This window comes from Deinococcus deserti VCD115, from assembly GCF_000020685.1.
Taxonomy (GTDB): domain Bacteria; phylum Deinococcota; class Deinococci; order Deinococcales; family Deinococcaceae; genus Deinococcus; species Deinococcus deserti.
On sequence record NC_012526.1, the window covers coordinates 724,636 to 740,955 of the forward strand.

A 16,320-nucleotide genomic window follows, 5' to 3' on the forward strand; every position below is an offset into this window, starting at 1 on the left:
GTGAATCGACAAACGTCCAGTAAAGCAGGACATATTAAAAGGAATGAGTTTCAAGACGTGCGGCCGCTGGGCCAGGAGCTCAGTACTTATGCTCTGGGAAAGTTCTGCCGCCTCAGAGATAGGCCAGTGACCAGTCCGTCTGGCCATGGGCCAAGCCTGCGTGCAGCAGAGCCAGACCATCCGGAACACCGCCTTGGTGATGAGGCACCGGACCCGCCAGTGCTTCAAAGTCTCCCGCTGATAATTTCTGCGGTGGATGGATCACGCTGGTCACGACGCCACCGCTGACGTCATAGACCGCACCGTACACGTGACCTTTGCGGGCGTCCAGGGAGACAGCCTGCCTTCCGTCTCCCTGGACCAGACCTTCCAGGGTTGGGACTCCCTTTACAGGTGATTCCCAGACTCTGGCCAGACCAAGCGCGTAACTGGCACCGACCCGTACGCCGGTGTATGACCCAGGGCCGGTTCCGATCACGATGGTCTGGGCACGGAACGGCAGGCCGGCTTCGGCGAACAGGCCACGCGCCATGCCGGGAAGCTGTTCAGCATGAGCCCGGCCTACTTCCTTCGACAGCTGCCTGTGCCCTCCCGGCCAGACCAGTGCCAGGGTCAGAAAGGGCGTAGCAGTGTCCAGGGCCAGGGTGGGCATCGGGGCCGGGGAGGCGGTGTTCATCGCCGGGCATTGTAGGCTGACCGCTCTCACTGTCACCCTTCTGGGAACGTGACTGAAGCCTGACCACAACAGTCTCCGGTGGTATCGTGGGCCATCATGACGAATATTGCCAAGGGGCTCGAAGGCGTCCTCTTTACCGAGAGCAAACTTACGTTCATCAACGGTTCGGAAGGCATTCTGACCCACCTGGGCATTCCGATTCAGGAGTGGGCTGAAAAAAGCACGTTTGAGGAACTGAGTCTTGCGCTGCTGGACGGCAAGCTGCCCACTGCCGCCGAACTGGCCCACTTTGACGCGGAGCTCAGGGCCAACCGCGCCGTTCCGCAGCAGCTGATCGACGTCATTCAGAACATGCCGCGCGGCGTACATCCTATGCAGGCGCTGCGCACCGCCGTGTCGTACCTGGGCCTGCTTGACCCTCAGGCCGAAGAGGTGACCCCCGAGGCCCGGCGCGCCATCGCTACACGCATGATCGCGCAGTTCTCGACCATTATCGCGGCCATCAACCGGGCTCAGGAAGGTCAGGAGATCGTCGCTCCCCGCGCTGACCTGACGCACGCCGGAAACTACCTGTACATGCTCTCAGGCAAGGAGCCCACCGCCGAGCAGGCCCGCCTGTTTGATATCGCGCTGGTGCTGCACGCCGACCACGGCATGAACGCCAGTACGTTTACCGCTATCGCCACGAGCAGCACCCTGAGCGACATGTATTCGTGCATCACCAGCGCCATCGGAGCCCTCAAGGGCCCGCTGCACGGCGGCGCCAACGAAGCCGTGATGGATATGCTCGATGAGGTCGGCAACCCCGAGCAGGCCGAGGCATACATCACCAAAAAGCTCGACAACAAAGAAAAGATCATGGGCGTCGGCCACCGTGTCTACAAGTACTTCGACCCCCGTTCCCGCGTGCTGCGGGACTACGCCGAAGTGGTTGCCAACAAGCAGGGCAAGAGCAACTACTACCAGATTCTCGAAACCATCGAGAAGGTCGTGGTGGACCGCATTGGGTCCAAAGGCATCTACCCCAATGTGGACTTCTACAGTGGGACCGTGTACAGCGATCTGGGCATCCGTAAGGAGTACTTCACGCCAATCTTCGCCCTGGCGCGCATCAGCGGCTGGTGCGCCAGCGTGATCGAGTACTCCCGCGACAACCGACTGCTGCGGCCCGACGCGGTATATAGCGGCGCAACCGACGCGCACTACGTGGATATTCAGGACCGCCAGTAACGACAGAGTATGCAAGGAAGGCCAGTGCGGACAGCACTGGCCTTCCTTGTTTGTATTTAAAGAGCGCTTCTGACCTGATGTGCTCTAGGCGCTCATGCCCTTACTTCCGTGCAGGGTGCGCTCGACAGTTTCGGTGACCTCGGCCTCGAAGCGGCGAAGGTGCTCGCGCAGACGGTCGAGCTCACTGCGGCCCAGGTCACGGAGCCACAACACACTGCGGCCCAGCACTGCAAACGTCACAGGTACATCGTCATCCTCGGTGTCAGTCTCGACCGGGTCAAGGTTCAGCGCGCCGTAATCCAGTCCCTGATTCATGAGGTTCATCCCCATCAGGATGTCTGGCAGGCTGTCTTCCTCGACATACAGGTCCAGATCAAGATGAAGGCGGACAATCACTCCGCCCTGATGATCCTTTTCGGCAAACAGAGCGACGCGTGTTTCTCCGTCGCGTACAAGAGCGCCGTCCTCAACGGCTTCGACGGTCATGCCGCTCTCTTGCAGGGCGTCCATGATGCGCTGCAACTCTGACTGGGGGGCCGTCATGGCGCGAAGTATAGTGCGCGCCGCGTCCGGCAACCGGAAATACGCGCCATTTACTGCCTTCCTTCTGCTTATGCGTGATAGATCCAGACCTCGCGGGCCTCATCCCAGGTGCGGTACAGCTGTCCCAGCAGACGCAGATGCTCGGCGTGCGCCAGCGTCTCGGCCAGTGCAAAGCGCCGGCCGCTGACATTCAGCTCCCGCGCAAACATGGCCAGCGACAGATCGTAGGCACTGCGGGGGGCCTGGTCCGCTTCTGCCTTGATGAAGTCCAGCCGTTCATGATGGTGGGCACGCAGTTCCCGGGCCCGGGCCTGCACGCCCTCCATCAGCGGCCCATGATGGCCGACTACTGCTCGCGCCGGGTTCAGGGCCTCCAGTTTGCCCAGCGTCTGCAGGTAGTCGCCCAGCGGATCGGGCCGGGTATAGGCGTACAGCCCGACGTTCGGGCTGATGCGGGGAAGGATTGCGTCGCCCGCGATAAGCATGCGCTCCTCTTCGTGCCAGAGCCCCAGGTGACCGTCGGCGTGTCCTGGAAGCCACAGGACTTCCCACTCCAGACCAGCCAGCGCCACCTGCTGCCCCTCACGCAGCGGCTGGACACGGCTGGCCGGGAGCACACGGTCCCGGCCTTTGCGATGTTCATCGCCCATCTCCTCTAGCGATGCTCCTGGCAGGCCGTGGTCTCTCATGTGCTTCAGGTGGCCTGGAAGCCACTCTTCCCACAGGTGCCAGTACCGCTCCCCACGCCCGATCTCGACGTCCAGCATATGAATGCCTGCACCGCTGCGTTCCTCGATCAGCCCGGCAAGCCCGTAATGATCCGGATGGTGGTGAGTGATGATCACCCGGTCGATGTCCGACCAGTGCAATCCCAGGGCCGAGAGTCCATCTTCGAGGACCGAGCGGGCCTCTGGCGTATTCAGGGCCGTGTCCACCAGCGTGACCGGTCCGCCGCGAGGCACGTCAATAAGTACCGTCACGGTTTTCATGGGATAGGGAATCGGCACCTGCAAGGCATAAAGAGACCCGGTGACCGGGACCAGCAGGGCAGAATCATTCATGAGGAAAGGCTAGCACCACGCCCTAATAACAGCCGGAAGTCCATCTGTCACTGCAAATGAGACCGGCTGTGAGGATTGCCCCACAGCCGGCCTTAGTTTTAGAACGATTACTCAGAGGCGCTTCATGAGGGCCTGCAGGCTGGCACTGTCGGCCCAGCTCATGCCCTTTTCGACGTAGACGCGTGCAGCGGCGCGGTCGCCACGCTGCAGCGCCAGGAAGGCGAGCTTGGCGGCACTCAGGCTGGCCCACTGCTTCTCGGCGTCGTTCAGCTCACCAAGGCGGTTCCAGGCGTTGTAGGCGTTGATCCACCACTGGGTCTTGGTGTAGAGCTGGGCAAGATACGCGTTGTAATCGCGGTTGCCGGCTTCCTGCGTGGCGGCATAGTACGCATGATCCACGGCTGCTTTCCACAGCGTGCGGTCATAGAAGGGCACGGGGTAGGCCACGTCAGCCTGCACCGCGAACTCCTGCGCACGTGAGAAGTTGTCCCCGGCACTCATGGTAGCTGGGCTGGGAGCCTGAGCCTCTTCCGTGGTGGTCGTGGTCTCCGTGGTCGTGGTGGTCGTTTCGGTAGAGGTGGTGTTGGTGTCCTGCGCTCCGGCGAGGCCGGTGAGCGCGAACGCGGTCAGCATGAGAATCTTCTTCATAACGAAAATCATCTTAGGCCGTACCCTGTCAGGCGTCCATATCGTTTTCCCACCCGTAAAGGGACCGTAAAGGAGCTTACTATTACATGAGGAACATCCTCACTTTCTCTCTCTCTCTCCTGTTGATTGGTGGGGGGTACTCAGGTGCACAACGCACCTCAGGCGCTCCCGCAACCCCTACGTTCACTGCTCCCAAGGTCGACTGGCTCAAAGAACTGCGTGTGCTGTCCGGTGTATCGGTGGCTGACAATGGAGACCTTGTCTTCATGGGGTCAGACAACCGCATTCACCGCACCGACTCACGTGGAGTCGAAATCTGGAACTTCGCGACCTCTGATATAGGCCGCGCCAATCCGGTGATCACGCCACAGGGTATGGTTATCGCTGCTTCATACGACGACCACGTCTACGCCATAAATGCCGCGGGCAAGCAGGTGTGGAAAGTGAAGCTGGACGGCGACATTTTTGCCACCCCTGCCTTGCGTGCCGACGGCAGTGTCATTGCCGCGACGGCAGCCGGGACCGTTTACGCCCTTTCCTCACAGGGGCAGATCCTGTGGACCTATAAGGTGGGTGCCGGCGTATTCAGCAGTCCGGCTGTAGCTGCCGATGGCACCATCTATTTCGGGGCCCAGAACAACCGCATGCACGCACTGACTCCCGCAGGGCAGCTCAAGTGGGCTTTTGCTGCGGGATCGCTGGTGTTCAGTAGTCCGGCAATCGACCGCAGCGGCAACATCTACTTCGGTTCCAGCGACCGCAAGATCTATGCTGTTGATCCAGCCGGGAAGCTGCGCTGGACAGTCAAGACGTCCCTGTTTGTCAATGCCAGCCCGATCGTGACCAGTGATGATCTGGTGGTGGTGGGAAGTTATGACGGCAAGGTGTACGCCATCAACGCGACCGGCGAGCCGGAATGGACCTATGAGGCTGGCACCGGCATTGCCGCAGCCGCTGCGCAGCTGAGTGACGGCACCATTGTCGTGGGAGATCTGAGCGGAACCCTGCATGCCATCGGCAAGGCCGGGCAGCCACTGTGGATCATCAAGACGGGGAAGAAGATCGACACTGGTGTGGCGGTCAGCGATCAGGGCAGCCTGTACTTCACGACTGAAGGCGGCGGCCTGAATGCCATCCTGAAACAGCGCCCTCTGGCCGACGGCCCATGGACCACCTTCCGGGGCGTCCCTGCCGGCTGGGGCCGGGTGCTTACTCCGCAGGAAGCCCAGACCCGCGCTCAGGCGCGCCGGGCCGCAGCTACGGCCACTCTGGCCACCCTGCCCAGCAACCGGCCGTCGAATACTCCTGCGCCGTCGAACTCCCCCGTGACGACGCCGGCCCGCCCTGCTCCAGCAGCCCAGACTCCGGCAGCCCAGACTCCGGCAGCCCGGCCACCGGCGCCCACAGGTCCGGTGGCTCAGCCGGCACCAGCAGCGACGCCTGAACAGCTGGCAGCAAGTGCTGCCGCTGCGGCCCGTGTGGCCGACGGCCGGGTGTTTGTGCCGCTGCGTGAAGCTGCTGGCGCCCTTGGGCTGAGCGTCAGCAGCCTGACCAACCGCAGCGCCACCGTGCAGGTTCTTGCCAGGTCGCACAACCTGACAGTGCGCACCTTCGACCGGGTTCCTTATGTGCCGCTGGCTGCCCTGAGTACGGTACCCGGCGCGACCGTGCAGCTTCTGTCCAGACCAGGCAGTGGCGTGCGTCTGTCACTGGCTGGCCGTACCGTGACCTTCCCGCTGAACCTGCCGAAGCTGCTGCCCTTCGTCGCTCCGCCTGAATTCCCGGACGTACTGCCAACCACCGCCAGCCGTTCGTAAAGTCTGAAGGCGGGCAAATCCGTCACCTGAACAGGGAAGGGCACAGGCCTTTCCCTGTTTTCACAGTTCGGCAGACGTCCGAATATGAGCAGTCTTTGTCTGGATCATCCCAGGATCACTAACTATGTTTTATAAAGTAAGGCGTTTTTCAAACTGTTGCATCGGAGTAACTGATACTCTTTCGCGGTAGCAATTTCAGTGCCTGCCCACCTGGGTAGTGCCCTCGTTTCGGTTTTTCAGCCTCTCACCATTTCGATCCTGACTACAAGTCTGTTTTCTGGCGGAGGAAACATGAAGTTACTGGAACCCATCCAACTCGGCGCCCTGACCCTTCCCAACCGGGTCATCATGGCCCCCATGACGCGCAGCCGCGCCTTTGGGACGGTCCCCACACCGCTTATGGCGCAGTACTACGCTCAGCGCGCGTCCGCTGGCCTGATCATCACGGAGGCAACTCAGGTTTCGCCCAGCGCTCAGGGATATCCCGATACTCCGGGTCTACATACGCAGGAGCAGGTCGACGCATGGCGCGGGGTGACCGACGCGGTTCATGCCGAGGGCGGACGGATTTTTGCGCAGATCTGGCATGTCGGACGCATCTCCCACTCCTCCTATCTGGGTGGCAGCGCACCTCTGGCGCCTTCTGCTGTACGCCCGGCCGGTCAGTTGTACACGCACGGCGGCATGGTGGACTTCGAAACGCCACGTGCGCTGGAGGTCAGTGAACTCCCAGGAATCGTCGAGGACTTCCGTCAGGCTGCGGTCAATGCCTTACAGGCCGGCTTTGACGGTGTGGAAATTCACGGTGCCAACGGCTACCTGCTGAATCAGTTCCTGGAGACGGGCACAAACCAGCGCACCGATGAATACGGAGGCAGCGCAGAGAACCGCGCGCGCCTGCTGCTGGAAGTCACCGAGGCAATCACAGAGGCCATCGGTGCGGACCGTGTGGGTGTGCGTCTGTCTCCTGGCGGCACTTTCAACGACATGAGCGATGCCAACCCGCTCGAGACGTACGGTTATGTGGCGGATGCGCTTAACCGCTTCGGCCTGGCTTATGTCCACGTTGTAGAGACCTCACAGACCAACCCTCCGGTGGGCCTGCAGGGACAAAGCCCCACGGCATTGGTCCGGGAAGCGTACCGGGGCACCCTGATCAGTGCGGGCGGCTACGACCGCGACTCAGCCGAGCACGCCCTGCAGACTGGACAGGCAGACGCCATTGCCTTCGCCCGCGCCTACATCTCCAACCCTGATCTGGTGGAACGCTTCAGGCTGAATGCACCCCTGAACGAGCTGGACCCGAAGACCATGTACGGCGGCACTGAGCAGGGGTACACGACCTACCCGAGCCTGCGGCACGAGCTTGTCGGCGTCAACGGCTGAGCATGACCTGAACTATCCGTTGTGGCTTTCTGGTGACGGACAGTTCGGGTTTGAAGACTCGGCTTGAACTGGCTCAGCTTCCAGATGCCAAGAAAAACCCGCCCTTTTTGGGCGGGTTTTTGTGGTGGAGTCGAGGGGGATCGAACCCCTGACCTCGTCATTGCGAACGACGCGCTCTCCCAGCTGAGCTACGACCCCATCACCCGGATTCGGGCGAGAGAGACTTTAGCATGGCGCCTGACAGCAGACAAGATGCGCTGAAGTGAGGTCGAAGAAGCCGGAAGGCTCATAGCGTGTGGATACGGTCACTTCGCCCGGCCCAAGCTGCGGGTACACTCGGGGGCATGAGCGCGCCTGCTACCCCCACCGACATCGCCGCGGCAGTTACGTCCGCCGCCGCTGACCGTTACGCCTATAAATTCGGTCAGGAAGGCATCACTTTTGACGATGTGCTGCTTCAGCCCCGCCACTCGCAGGTGCTGCCGCACGAAGTGAGCGTCGAGGCGTCCCTGACCCGACGTATCCGCCTGAACATTCCCTTCCTGAGCGCGGCAATGGACACCGTGACCGAAACCGGCATGGCTGTGGCTATGGCGCGGGAGGGTGGCATTGGTGTGATTCACAAGAACATGTCGATCGACGCGCAGGCTGAGATGGTCCGTAAGGTCAAGCGCAGTGAAAGCGGCATGATCGTCGATCCCATCACCCTGCCGCCGCACGCCACGGTGGCTGACGCCGAGCGCCTGATGAGCGAGTACCGCATTAGTGGTGTGCCGGTGACCGACCCTTCCGGCAAGCTGCTGGGCATCATCACCAACCGCGACATGCGCTTCGTGGATGATCTGAGCGCCCGGGTCGGCGACGTCATGACCCGCGAGAATCTCGTGACGGTTCCGGTGGGGACCACGCTGGACGAGGCGCACGAGATGTTCAAGCGCAACCGCATTGAGAAGCTGCTGGTGACCGATGAGGCAGGCCTGCTGCGCGGCCTGATCACCATCAAGGACCTCGCCAAGCGCATCAAGTATCCTCGCGCTGCCAAGGACCATCTGGGGCGCCTGCGGGTGGCTGCCGCCATTGGCGTGGCGGCCGACCTGATGGACCGTGCCGGTGCCCTGGTGCAGGCGGGGGCTGATGTGCTGGTGCTCGACAGCGCCCACGGGCACAGTCAGGGCATCCTGAACGCCCTGAGCAAGGTCAAGGAGACCTTTGACGTAGACGTTATTGCCGGGAATGTCGCTACGGCCGCTGGCACCCGCGACCTGATTCTGGCCGGTGCGGACGCCGTGAAGGTGGGCATCGGGCCTGGAAGCATCTGCACCACGCGGGTGGTGACGGGTGTGGGCGTCCCGCAGATCACGGCGATCTTCGAAGCCAGCAGTGTGGCTCTGGAAGCGGGCGTGCCCATTATTGCCGACGGCGGGATCAAGCAGACCGGTGATGTCCCTAAGGCCATCGCCGCCGGCGCCAGCGTGGTCATGATGGGCAGCATGCTGGCCGGTACCGACGAGGCGCCCGGCGAAACGATCCTGCGTGACGGCCGGCGCTACAAGAGCTACCGCGGCATGGGGTCACTGGGCGCCATGGACCAGGGCAGCGCGGACCGGTATTTCCAGGGTGGCAGCCGCAAATTTGTGCCTGAAGGGATTGAAGGCATCGTGTCGTATAAGGGCACAGCGGGCGAGGTGATCTACCAGTTCGTGGGCGGTCTGAAAAGCAGCATGGGCTACTGCGGCGCGCCGGACCTGCAGACCCTGCGCGATACCGCGCAGTTCGTGCGGATCACTGGAGCCAGCCTGATTGAAAGCCATCCGCACGGCGTGACCATTACCCGCGAGGCGCCCAACTACGGCGGTCGCTGAGCCCCTCTGGGCATACTGCGTCCCGGGTCCTACTTTTTATGCTGGACCCGGGATTACCTTGCGGCGTATGAAGCGGCTCCTGACGATTCCGCGTGAGCCGGTCAATGCCCTGACCCACTGGGGCGGTGCGCTGGGCGCCCTGTTCATCACTGGTCCGCTGCTGTGGTGGGCTCAGGCGCGAGGGCTGGCGCAGTGGCCCTTTGTGGTGTTCAGCCTCAGCATGCTGCTGCTGTACAGCGCCAGTGCGAGCTACCACTCGTTCCGCCCCGGCGACCGGGGGCTGTTGTGGCTGCGCAAACTCGACCACGCGGGTATTTTCCTGCTGATTGCCGGAAGCTACACCCCGGTCGCCTACTTTGGCCTGGAAGGCATCTGGCGCGGCGCAGTGCTCTGGGCGGTGTGGGGAATCGCGCTGGCTGGCGTGCTCCTGAAACTTCTGACCATGCGCCTGCCGCGCTGGGTCAGCACCCTGCTGTACCTAGGCATGGGCTGGCTGGCCCTGGTGTTCCTGCCACAGTTGAGCCGCAACCTCCCGGCCCCCGCGTTGGTATGGCTGGCTGCGGGCGGTGTGCTGTATTCCATAGGTGCCGTCGTTTACGCCACCCGGCGCTGGGATCCGCGTCCCGGCGTGTTCGGCTTTCATGAGATCTGGCACCTGTTTGTCCTGGGAGGCACCGGCGCCCACGTCGCCATGATGTTTCACCTGCGCTGAGAGCAGGTGAAACGAAAAGCCCCCGCTAGGTTAGGCGGGGGCTTTTGCTGGGACCGGATTCAATCAGACAAAGCCCACGAACCCCAACACCCATCCGCGCACCGTGCCTATCAGCTGACCGATCGGTTCCTGCGCCAGGAAAATAAAGCCCATCACCAGCAGAAAGCTGAAGGGCATCGCCTCGAACTGCGCGAGGCTGCGGCCCAGGCTGGGTACCAGGGCGCCCAGGATGCGGCTGCCGTCCAGCAGAGGAATGGGAATCAGGTTGAAGATCGCCAGGACCACATTCACGGTCAGAACTGTCAGCAGGACCGTCAGCGTCAGGTCCGAGGGAGGCACAATCTTCAGCAGCAGCGCCGAGACCAGGGCAATCAGCAGGTTACTGATAGGCCCGGCTGCCGAAACCCACAGCGTGCCCCAACGTCCGAGGTTCATGGGATTGATGGGCACCGGCTTGGCAAAACCAAAGCCGACCAGCAGCAGCAGTAACGTACCCAGCGGGTCGAGATGTTTTCCGGGATTGAGGGTCACGCGGCCATACCGGCGTGGGGTGGGGTCCCCCAGACGGTCAGCAGTCCAGGCATGCGCGAATTCGTGGATGGTCAAAGACAGCACCAGCGCGGCAGCGATGATCACGAACGCTGTGGGGTTGCTGGTCAGCAGGTTGATGAGGCCCATATGCGCTGCATTCTACGGGCCATTGCCCCGGTTATCTGGCCAACAGATACCTTTGGAGGGCCGCACGTTCCTCTTCAGCCGAGTGCACCTGTCCTGTGCGGCGCAGGGAAGCGAGGTGAGCCAGGGCCTGGCCCACAGCCTTCCCCGGCGTTACCCCCAGCGCTACAACATCCCGCCCGGTCAGTGGCGAATAGCTGTCCGGGCGCAGCAGCCGGCGCAGGAGCAGCTCTGGTGTTCCATCCGGGAAGTAGGTGTCGGACAGGGCCCGGGCAAGCAGGGCGCCAGGACGTTCCCCCAGGCCCATGCGGGCCGCGAGGGCAGCCGGCTGATCACTCGCCGAAAGCATGGCTGCCGCATAGACCAGCCAGGGCAGGGCCGTGCCCGACGCCTGGACGTCGTCCAACGCTTCCAGTAACTTCAGCCCGGGCAACAGGGCACCGGCCCCCCACTCCTGAAGCCTGCGGGCCGCCTGCCCAGGTCGGGGCTCCTGAAGCAGGAGTTTCAGCTCGGCCCACAGCCGGGGTGTTATGGCAGCCATGTGCAGGGCGTCCGGGATCTGTTCGAGCAACTCCGGGCTGGCGTGCAGCTCAAGCCGGGCCGCCAGCCGCGCGCCGCGGACCAGCCGGCTGGCATCGTCGCGCAGGGAAGAGGCGTGCAGGGGACGTAACTGCCGGGCCTCAAGGTCGTCCAGGCCGCCCACTTCGTCCAGGAAGACCGGCTCACCGTTTGGACGAACCAGCAGAGCCAGCGCATTCAGGCCGAAGTCACGTCGGCGGAGGTCATCGGTCAAAGTGCCTGGGTGCGGCACGGGATTGGCCCCAGGCTGCGGGTAGGTTTCGCGCCTGGCCTGCACGAGGTCTGCAGACCGGCCATCGGGCAGGCTCAGGGTGGCGTTCTGGAAAGCAGGGTGAAAAGTAAAAGGCAGGCCTGTGTTCTCGGCGACGGCCAGCACCGGTGCTCCCTCAACCACCACATCCAGGTCCAGAGGGGTGTGCCCCAGCAGGGCGTCACGTACAGCGCCGCCGACCAGCGCCACGCGCCCGCCTCCGGCATGTGTGGCCACTTCAGTCAGCCACGCCCGGTCCTGCGGCTGCAGCCGGTCCCATGCGGCGGCGGCAAAAGCTGCCGTCATGGACTCACTCCGGCTCACTTGAAGGCGCTGGCGTCCAGCGTGACCTTCACTTCACGCCGCTCGCCGCCGCGCACCACCTGCAGGGTCACCTGATCGCCCTCCCGCTTGTTGAGCAGCGCCGCCTGCAGATCCTCCAGGGCGTCCACCGCCCTGCCATCGGCTTTGACAATCACGTCACTGCCCAGTGCGATCTTGCCCCCCGGGAAGCGTTGCTCCTGCTGGGCACCGCGCAGGCCAGCGCGGGCCGCAGGCGAGCCGGGAACCACCTCTCCGATCACCAGTCCCGTTTCCGGCAGCTTCAGCTGCTGCTTGGCCTCGCTGCTCAGCAGGCTCAGGCCGGCCGGCACCGTACCGCGTGCACTTTGTACCACCAGCCCGGCCGCCAGGCCCAGTCGCGGCGCACTCACGACGCCACCACGCGCCTCCTGCAGCCGGGGCAGCAGGTTTCTGGCCGCGTTGACGGGAATGGCAAAGCCGATTCCGGCGTTTTGTCCTACACCGCCAGCCTGCACACCGGGACTGATGATCTGGGTATTGATGCCGATGACCTTGCCCGAGCTGTCCAGCAGCGGACCCCCACTGTTTCCCGGGTTGATGGCCGCGTCGGTCTGAATGGCCCGCTGCATGATGCCCTCACCCGAGGCGCTGAAACCGATGGGGATGGTGCGGGCAGCGTTGCTGACAATGCCTTCAGTGACGCTGAAGTCCAGCCCGAACGGAGCCCCCATGGCCACGGCCTTTTGCCCCACGGCCAGGGTATCGCTGTTTCCCAGTGGTATCGGTGTAATCAGTTTCGGGTCCAGCTTCTCAGCGCGGATCAGTGCCAGGTCGTACTGCGGCGCCAGACCAATCACGCGGGCTGTAATGCTCTCTTCGCGGCCCATCAGGCGGATGGTGATGCGGTCCGCCGCCCCGGTCGGGCTTTCGGCCGCGATCACGTGGTAGTTGGTCAGGATGTCCCCGGCCTTGTTGACGAAAAAGCCGCTGCCTACACCCTGCTGCACCTGGGTTTCCTGACCGCCACCGAACATCCAGCCCAAGGGGTCCTGACGTACCACCTGCTGCTCGGTACTGATAAACACCAGTCCCGGCTCGTAGCGGCGCACGATATCCATGGTGTTCTGTTCGTTCTGTAGCCGTGCAGAACGCTCAGCCTGAGGGACTGCCGGAGCCTGAGCCGTTCCTGGTGGGACCTGGTCGCGCAGGAGCGTGGCGCCCAGACCCAGGCCCACCAGCACCAGCGTCGTGGCAAACAGGGGTCGTTTCATGGCTGCATTATCCGGCTGCTGGCGCAGTTTGCTTCTCACATAACCGAAGCTTCAAGTTTCACCTGACGTAAGGTCTACCATCTGCCGAAACAAAAGAACACGGTTCACAGCCGGCAGGCGAGATCAGGGGCGAACACGCTCTGAAACTTCAATACTTCCGACTCGGTTTTCCTTAAAAGGTCAGAAGACATACAGGAAAGGAGGCAGACAAAGCTCCGCCGGGTTTGTCTGCCTTTTGGGGCGCCTGACCTGAAACTCAGGCGCGGGCGCGTTCGATCTGGGCGTCCAGGGCCGCGATCTCGGCGGGCGTGATGTGGTAGGTCTCGCTGCACCAGTGGCAGTGCACGCCCTGACCTCCGGCATCAATCATTTCCTGGCGTTCTTCGGCATTGAAAAACCGCAGGCTGTCGCTGGCCCTCTCCCGCGTGCAGCGGCACTGGAAGGCCGCCGGCTGGGCCTCGGGCGCCAGGGTCAGATTCAGGCCTTCTGTCAGGACCGTCATCGCTTCCATCAGGCTGCCCCGCCGCAGGTGGTCGGTGATCTGTCCGAAAGCCCGGATATTGGCCTCCAGACGGGCCAGGGTCTCGTCGCTGACCCCAGGCATGGCCTGAATCAGCACCCCCCCGGCACGGTGGACCCGTCCCCCTTCCTCATAGACTCCCAGCAGCGCGGCATTGGGAATCTGCTCCGAGACTCCCAGGTAGGTGCTGACGTCCTCAGCAATTTCGCCGCTGATCAGGTGAACGCTGCCGGTGTAGGGCTCACCGTTGTCGAGCAGGCGCGTGACCTCAAGTTCTCCATCGGTCCCGACCAGACCGCTGACATCCAGCTTGCCGTCACTTTCTCGCAACGGCAGGTCAGCGTCCGGGTGTCCCACGTACCCGCGGATGCGGCCGTCCACACTGCCCTCGGCAACGACCAGGCCCACGGGACCACCACCATGCACGCGCACGGTCACCCGGCTGTCACTGCGTTTCCCCAGCACCGTGGCCAGCAGGGCCGAGGCCGTCATGGTCCGGCCCAGCACCGCAGTGGCGGTTTTACTCAGCCCATGACGCAGCCGGGCGTCTTCCACGATCCGTGTTGCGTCCATCCCCACGAGGCGCAGGGTGTTCTCGGCCGCAGTGCCACGCAGAACAAATGAAGCAGGAATGGCGTCAGTCATGAGGAAACCCTACAAGAGGGGACTCAAGGCTGATGTGGGTGGTCTTGCATTCATGGACTGCCAGAGCTCATTTTCCCAGTCTGTTCAAAAGGCCATGAAGGGCACACCTGGCGACGATGGGATCGAAGGCCTCAAGGCCGTATCCGGGAGTCTGACCGATAGCTGGCTGACCCTCTACAACGATTTAGAGCGAGTCTAATGCACTCTCATACATCGGGCCTACGCTATCTGTCTGTTTACCAGGGGACCGTCTGTGACGCGTACACCTCATCCAAGGAGCGACTCATGAAGCATAACTTCAAACTCGGCGCGCTTGCGCTGACGACGCTGGCATTGACGCTGGCGGCCTGTGACAATAAGAAGTCCGAGACCACCACCTCGACCACAACCGAGACCTCGACCGACAGCAGCACGACGGCGGCGGGCAGTAAGAGCACCACTCTGGTCGTGCAGTCCAGTGCCGATATTCCCACCATGGATCCCGGCACCACCTACGACACCAGCAGTGGACAGGTGGTCGAGAACCTCTACGAAACCCTGGTGACCTATAAAGGCAACAGCCTGACTGAGCTTGAACCCTTGCTGGCCACCGAGTGGACCGAAAGCGAGGATGGCAGGGAATACCGCTTTACCCTGCGCGACGGCGTGAAGTTCCACAGCGGCAATACCATGACCTGCGCGGACGCTGAATACACTTTCCGCCGCAATCTGGTCACCAACACCGCGGAGAGTGGCAACTGGTTCCTGTCCGAGAGCCTGCTGGGCACGGCCAGCAACGCCAACGACGACAAGAGCATCACCTGGGCCAAGATTTCCAGCGCTGTGAGGTGTGACGAGGGTACGCTGGTGTTTACGCTGCCCAAGGCTGACCCTGCCTTTATCAGCAAGCTGGCCTACACCGGCCAGAGTATCGTGGACAGCGCCCATGCCAAGGAAATCGGCGAGTGGGACGGCACCGAGTCTACCTGGAAAGAGGCAGTGGGCAAGGACCTGACCGGCAGTCCTCTGGCGCAGAACCCCAGCGGAACGGGTGCCTACAAGCTGCTCAATAAAGATGCCAACGCGGTGACCGCTCAGGCGTTTGCGGACTACTGGGGCGAGAAGCCCGCCATTCAGAACGTTCTGCTGCAGAAGGTTCCTGAGCAGGCGCCGCGTCTGCAGGCCTTCGAAAAGGGAGATGCGGACATTGTCGAGACCGGTGGCCGTCCCATCATCGAGTCGCAGCTCAGGGGCAAGCCCGGCATTGTCATCGTGGATGATCTGCCCGATACCAGCGCGTTCGGGATCAGCATGAACCACGCCATAAAGGGTGACGTGGTCGGCAGCGGCAAGCTCGACGGCAAGGGCATTCCTGCCAACTTCTTCAGTGACGTGGATGTGCGCCGCGGCTTCGTTGCGGCCTTCAACGTGCCCCAGTACATCGAGGAAGTGCAGAGCGGGAAGGGTGAGCCGCGCAATTTCCTGCTTCCCGACACCTTCCCTGGCTACAACAAGGACCTGGAGGCGCCCAAGTTTGACCTCGAAGCGGCCAAGGCTTCGTTCCAGAAGGCCTGGGGTGGAGAGGTATGGAAGAACGGTTTCCTCCTCAACGTCTCCTACCGCGCCAACAGCATTCCGGCCCAGACAGGCATGGAAATGTTGAAAAAGAACATCGAGTCCATCAACCCCAAGTTCCGGGTCAATCTGGTTGCCAAGGAGTGGAGCAAGCTGCTGGAGGACGGGAACGAGGGCAAGGAAGCCATGGTCATGACCGGCTGGGCCCCTGACTACGCCGACCCTGACAACTTCGTACACACCTTCTACAGCTCCGAGGGCTACTATCAGCCCCGTCTGAACTTCAAAGACGAGCAGATTGACGCCTGGATCAACGAGGCGCGCAGCACCACCGACACCGACCGCCGCAATGAGCTGTACACCAACATTGCCAAGCGGGCCATGGACCAGGCGTACTTCATTATGATGCCCAGCAACCCCGGGATTCTGGCCCACCGCGAGGCCCTGGGTGGCATCAGTCAGGATACCTTCAACCCTATGCTTTCCTTCCCCACCGGGACCCTCTGGAAGAACCTCACCAAGAGCTGATCCCGTTTCAAAAAGCCGCCTTCCTGCCAGGAAGGCGGCCTTTTCGTGTCTGTGTGGGGG

Annotated in this window: 14 protein-coding genes and 1 tRNA gene; 6 read left to right on the forward strand and 9 right to left on the reverse strand. The window is 62.6% G+C overall.

Translation table 11 applies throughout. The features are described from left to right. Positions 1 to 112: 112 nt before the first annotated feature. Entirely contained in the window at positions 113 to 676 is a 564-nt protein-coding gene (tsaB, locus tag DEIDE_RS03560; RefSeq protein ID WP_012692581.1) for a tRNA (adenosine(37)-N6)-threonylcarbamoyltransferase complex dimerization subunit type 1 TsaB, read from the reverse strand. 96 nt (positions 677 to 772) lie between these two features. Here tsaB and DEIDE_RS03565 point away from each other — a divergent pair, with 96 nt between their 5' ends. Further along, entirely contained in the window at positions 773 to 1,906 is a 1,134-nt protein-coding gene (locus DEIDE_RS03565; protein ID WP_012692582.1) for a citrate/2-methylcitrate synthase, read from the forward strand. Between the two features lie 84 nt (positions 1,907 to 1,990). Here DEIDE_RS03565 and DEIDE_RS03570 read toward each other — a convergent pair whose 3' ends face one another. From DEIDE_RS03570 to DEIDE_RS03580, 3 genes are all read right to left on the reverse strand, one after another. Beyond that, complete coding sequence (locus DEIDE_RS03570; RefSeq protein WP_041227035.1) at positions 1,991 to 2,449, reverse strand: hypothetical protein; 459 nt, start codon at positions 2,447 to 2,449, stop codon at positions 1,991 to 1,993. Positions 2,450 to 2,517: 68 nt separating this feature from the next. Then, complete coding sequence (locus tag DEIDE_RS03575) at positions 2,518 to 3,510, reverse strand: MBL fold metallo-hydrolase (protein ID WP_012692584.1); 993 nt, start codon at positions 3,508 to 3,510, stop codon at positions 2,518 to 2,520. Between the two features lie 111 nt (positions 3,511 to 3,621). Continuing rightward, positions 3,622 to 4,158 carry a hypothetical protein gene (locus DEIDE_RS03580; RefSeq protein WP_162485391.1) on the reverse strand — a complete coding sequence of 179 codons (537 nt, stop codon included), beginning with the start codon at positions 4,156 to 4,158 and terminating at the stop codon, positions 3,622 to 3,624. Positions 4,159 to 4,244: 86 nt separating this feature from the next. Between DEIDE_RS03580 and DEIDE_RS03585 the strand changes: the two genes are divergently transcribed. Next, positions 4,245 to 5,975 (forward strand): outer membrane protein assembly factor BamB family protein, encoded by a 1,731-nt coding sequence (locus DEIDE_RS03585; RefSeq protein WP_012692586.1) that lies wholly within the window; start codon positions 4,245 to 4,247, stop codon positions 5,973 to 5,975. Between the two features lie 291 nt (positions 5,976 to 6,266). Next, on the forward strand, positions 6,267 to 7,361 hold the full coding sequence (locus tag DEIDE_RS03590) for an alkene reductase (protein WP_012692587.1): 1,095 nt from the start codon (positions 6,267 to 6,269) through the stop codon (positions 7,359 to 7,361). A 122-nt stretch (positions 7,362 to 7,483) separates the two neighbouring features. On the opposite strand, the gene DEIDE_RS03595 is transcribed toward DEIDE_RS03590, so the two are convergent. Further along, positions 7,484 to 7,559: transfer RNA gene (locus DEIDE_RS03595), tRNA-Ala, on the reverse strand. A gap of 146 nt (positions 7,560 to 7,705) precedes the next feature. On the opposite strand from DEIDE_RS03595, the gene guaB reads away from it, so the two are divergent. Further along, entirely contained in the window at positions 7,706 to 9,223 is a 1,518-nt protein-coding gene (gene guaB, locus DEIDE_RS03600; protein ID WP_012692588.1) for an IMP dehydrogenase, read from the forward strand. 67 nt (positions 9,224 to 9,290) lie between these two features. After that, positions 9,291 to 9,935, forward strand: coding sequence for a PAQR family membrane homeostasis protein TrhA (gene trhA, locus DEIDE_RS03605; RefSeq protein WP_012692589.1), 645 nt, complete (start codon positions 9,291 to 9,293; stop codon positions 9,933 to 9,935). A 63-nt stretch (positions 9,936 to 9,998) separates the two neighbouring features. Here trhA and DEIDE_RS03610 read toward each other — a convergent pair whose 3' ends face one another. From DEIDE_RS03610 to DEIDE_RS03625, 4 genes are all read right to left on the reverse strand, one after another. Beyond that, on the reverse strand, positions 9,999 to 10,613 hold the full coding sequence (locus DEIDE_RS03610; RefSeq protein WP_012692590.1) for a site-2 protease family protein: 615 nt from the start codon (positions 10,611 to 10,613) through the stop codon (positions 9,999 to 10,001). A gap of 31 nt (positions 10,614 to 10,644) precedes the next feature. After that, positions 10,645 to 11,745 carry a tRNA nucleotidyltransferase/poly(A) polymerase family protein gene (locus DEIDE_RS03615; RefSeq protein WP_012692591.1) on the reverse strand — a complete coding sequence of 367 codons (1,101 nt, stop codon included), beginning with the start codon at positions 11,743 to 11,745 and terminating at the stop codon, positions 10,645 to 10,647. A 14-nt stretch (positions 11,746 to 11,759) separates the two neighbouring features. After that, on the reverse strand, positions 11,760 to 13,013 hold the full coding sequence (locus DEIDE_RS03620; RefSeq protein ID WP_012692592.1) for a S1C family serine protease: 1,254 nt from the start codon (positions 13,011 to 13,013) through the stop codon (positions 11,760 to 11,762). A gap of 256 nt (positions 13,014 to 13,269) precedes the next feature. Then, positions 13,270 to 14,178, reverse strand: a complete 909-nt coding sequence (locus DEIDE_RS03625; protein ID WP_012692593.1) for an Hsp33 family molecular chaperone HslO — start codon at positions 14,176 to 14,178, stop codon at positions 13,270 to 13,272. A 285-nt stretch (positions 14,179 to 14,463) separates the two neighbouring features. Between DEIDE_RS03625 and DEIDE_RS03635 the strand changes: the two genes are divergently transcribed. Continuing rightward, positions 14,464 to 16,260: an ABC transporter substrate-binding protein gene (locus DEIDE_RS03635; protein ID WP_012692594.1), complete on the forward strand. Its 1,797-nt coding sequence runs from the start codon at positions 14,464 to 14,466 to the stop codon at positions 16,258 to 16,260. Positions 16,261 to 16,320 lie beyond the last annotated feature (60 nt).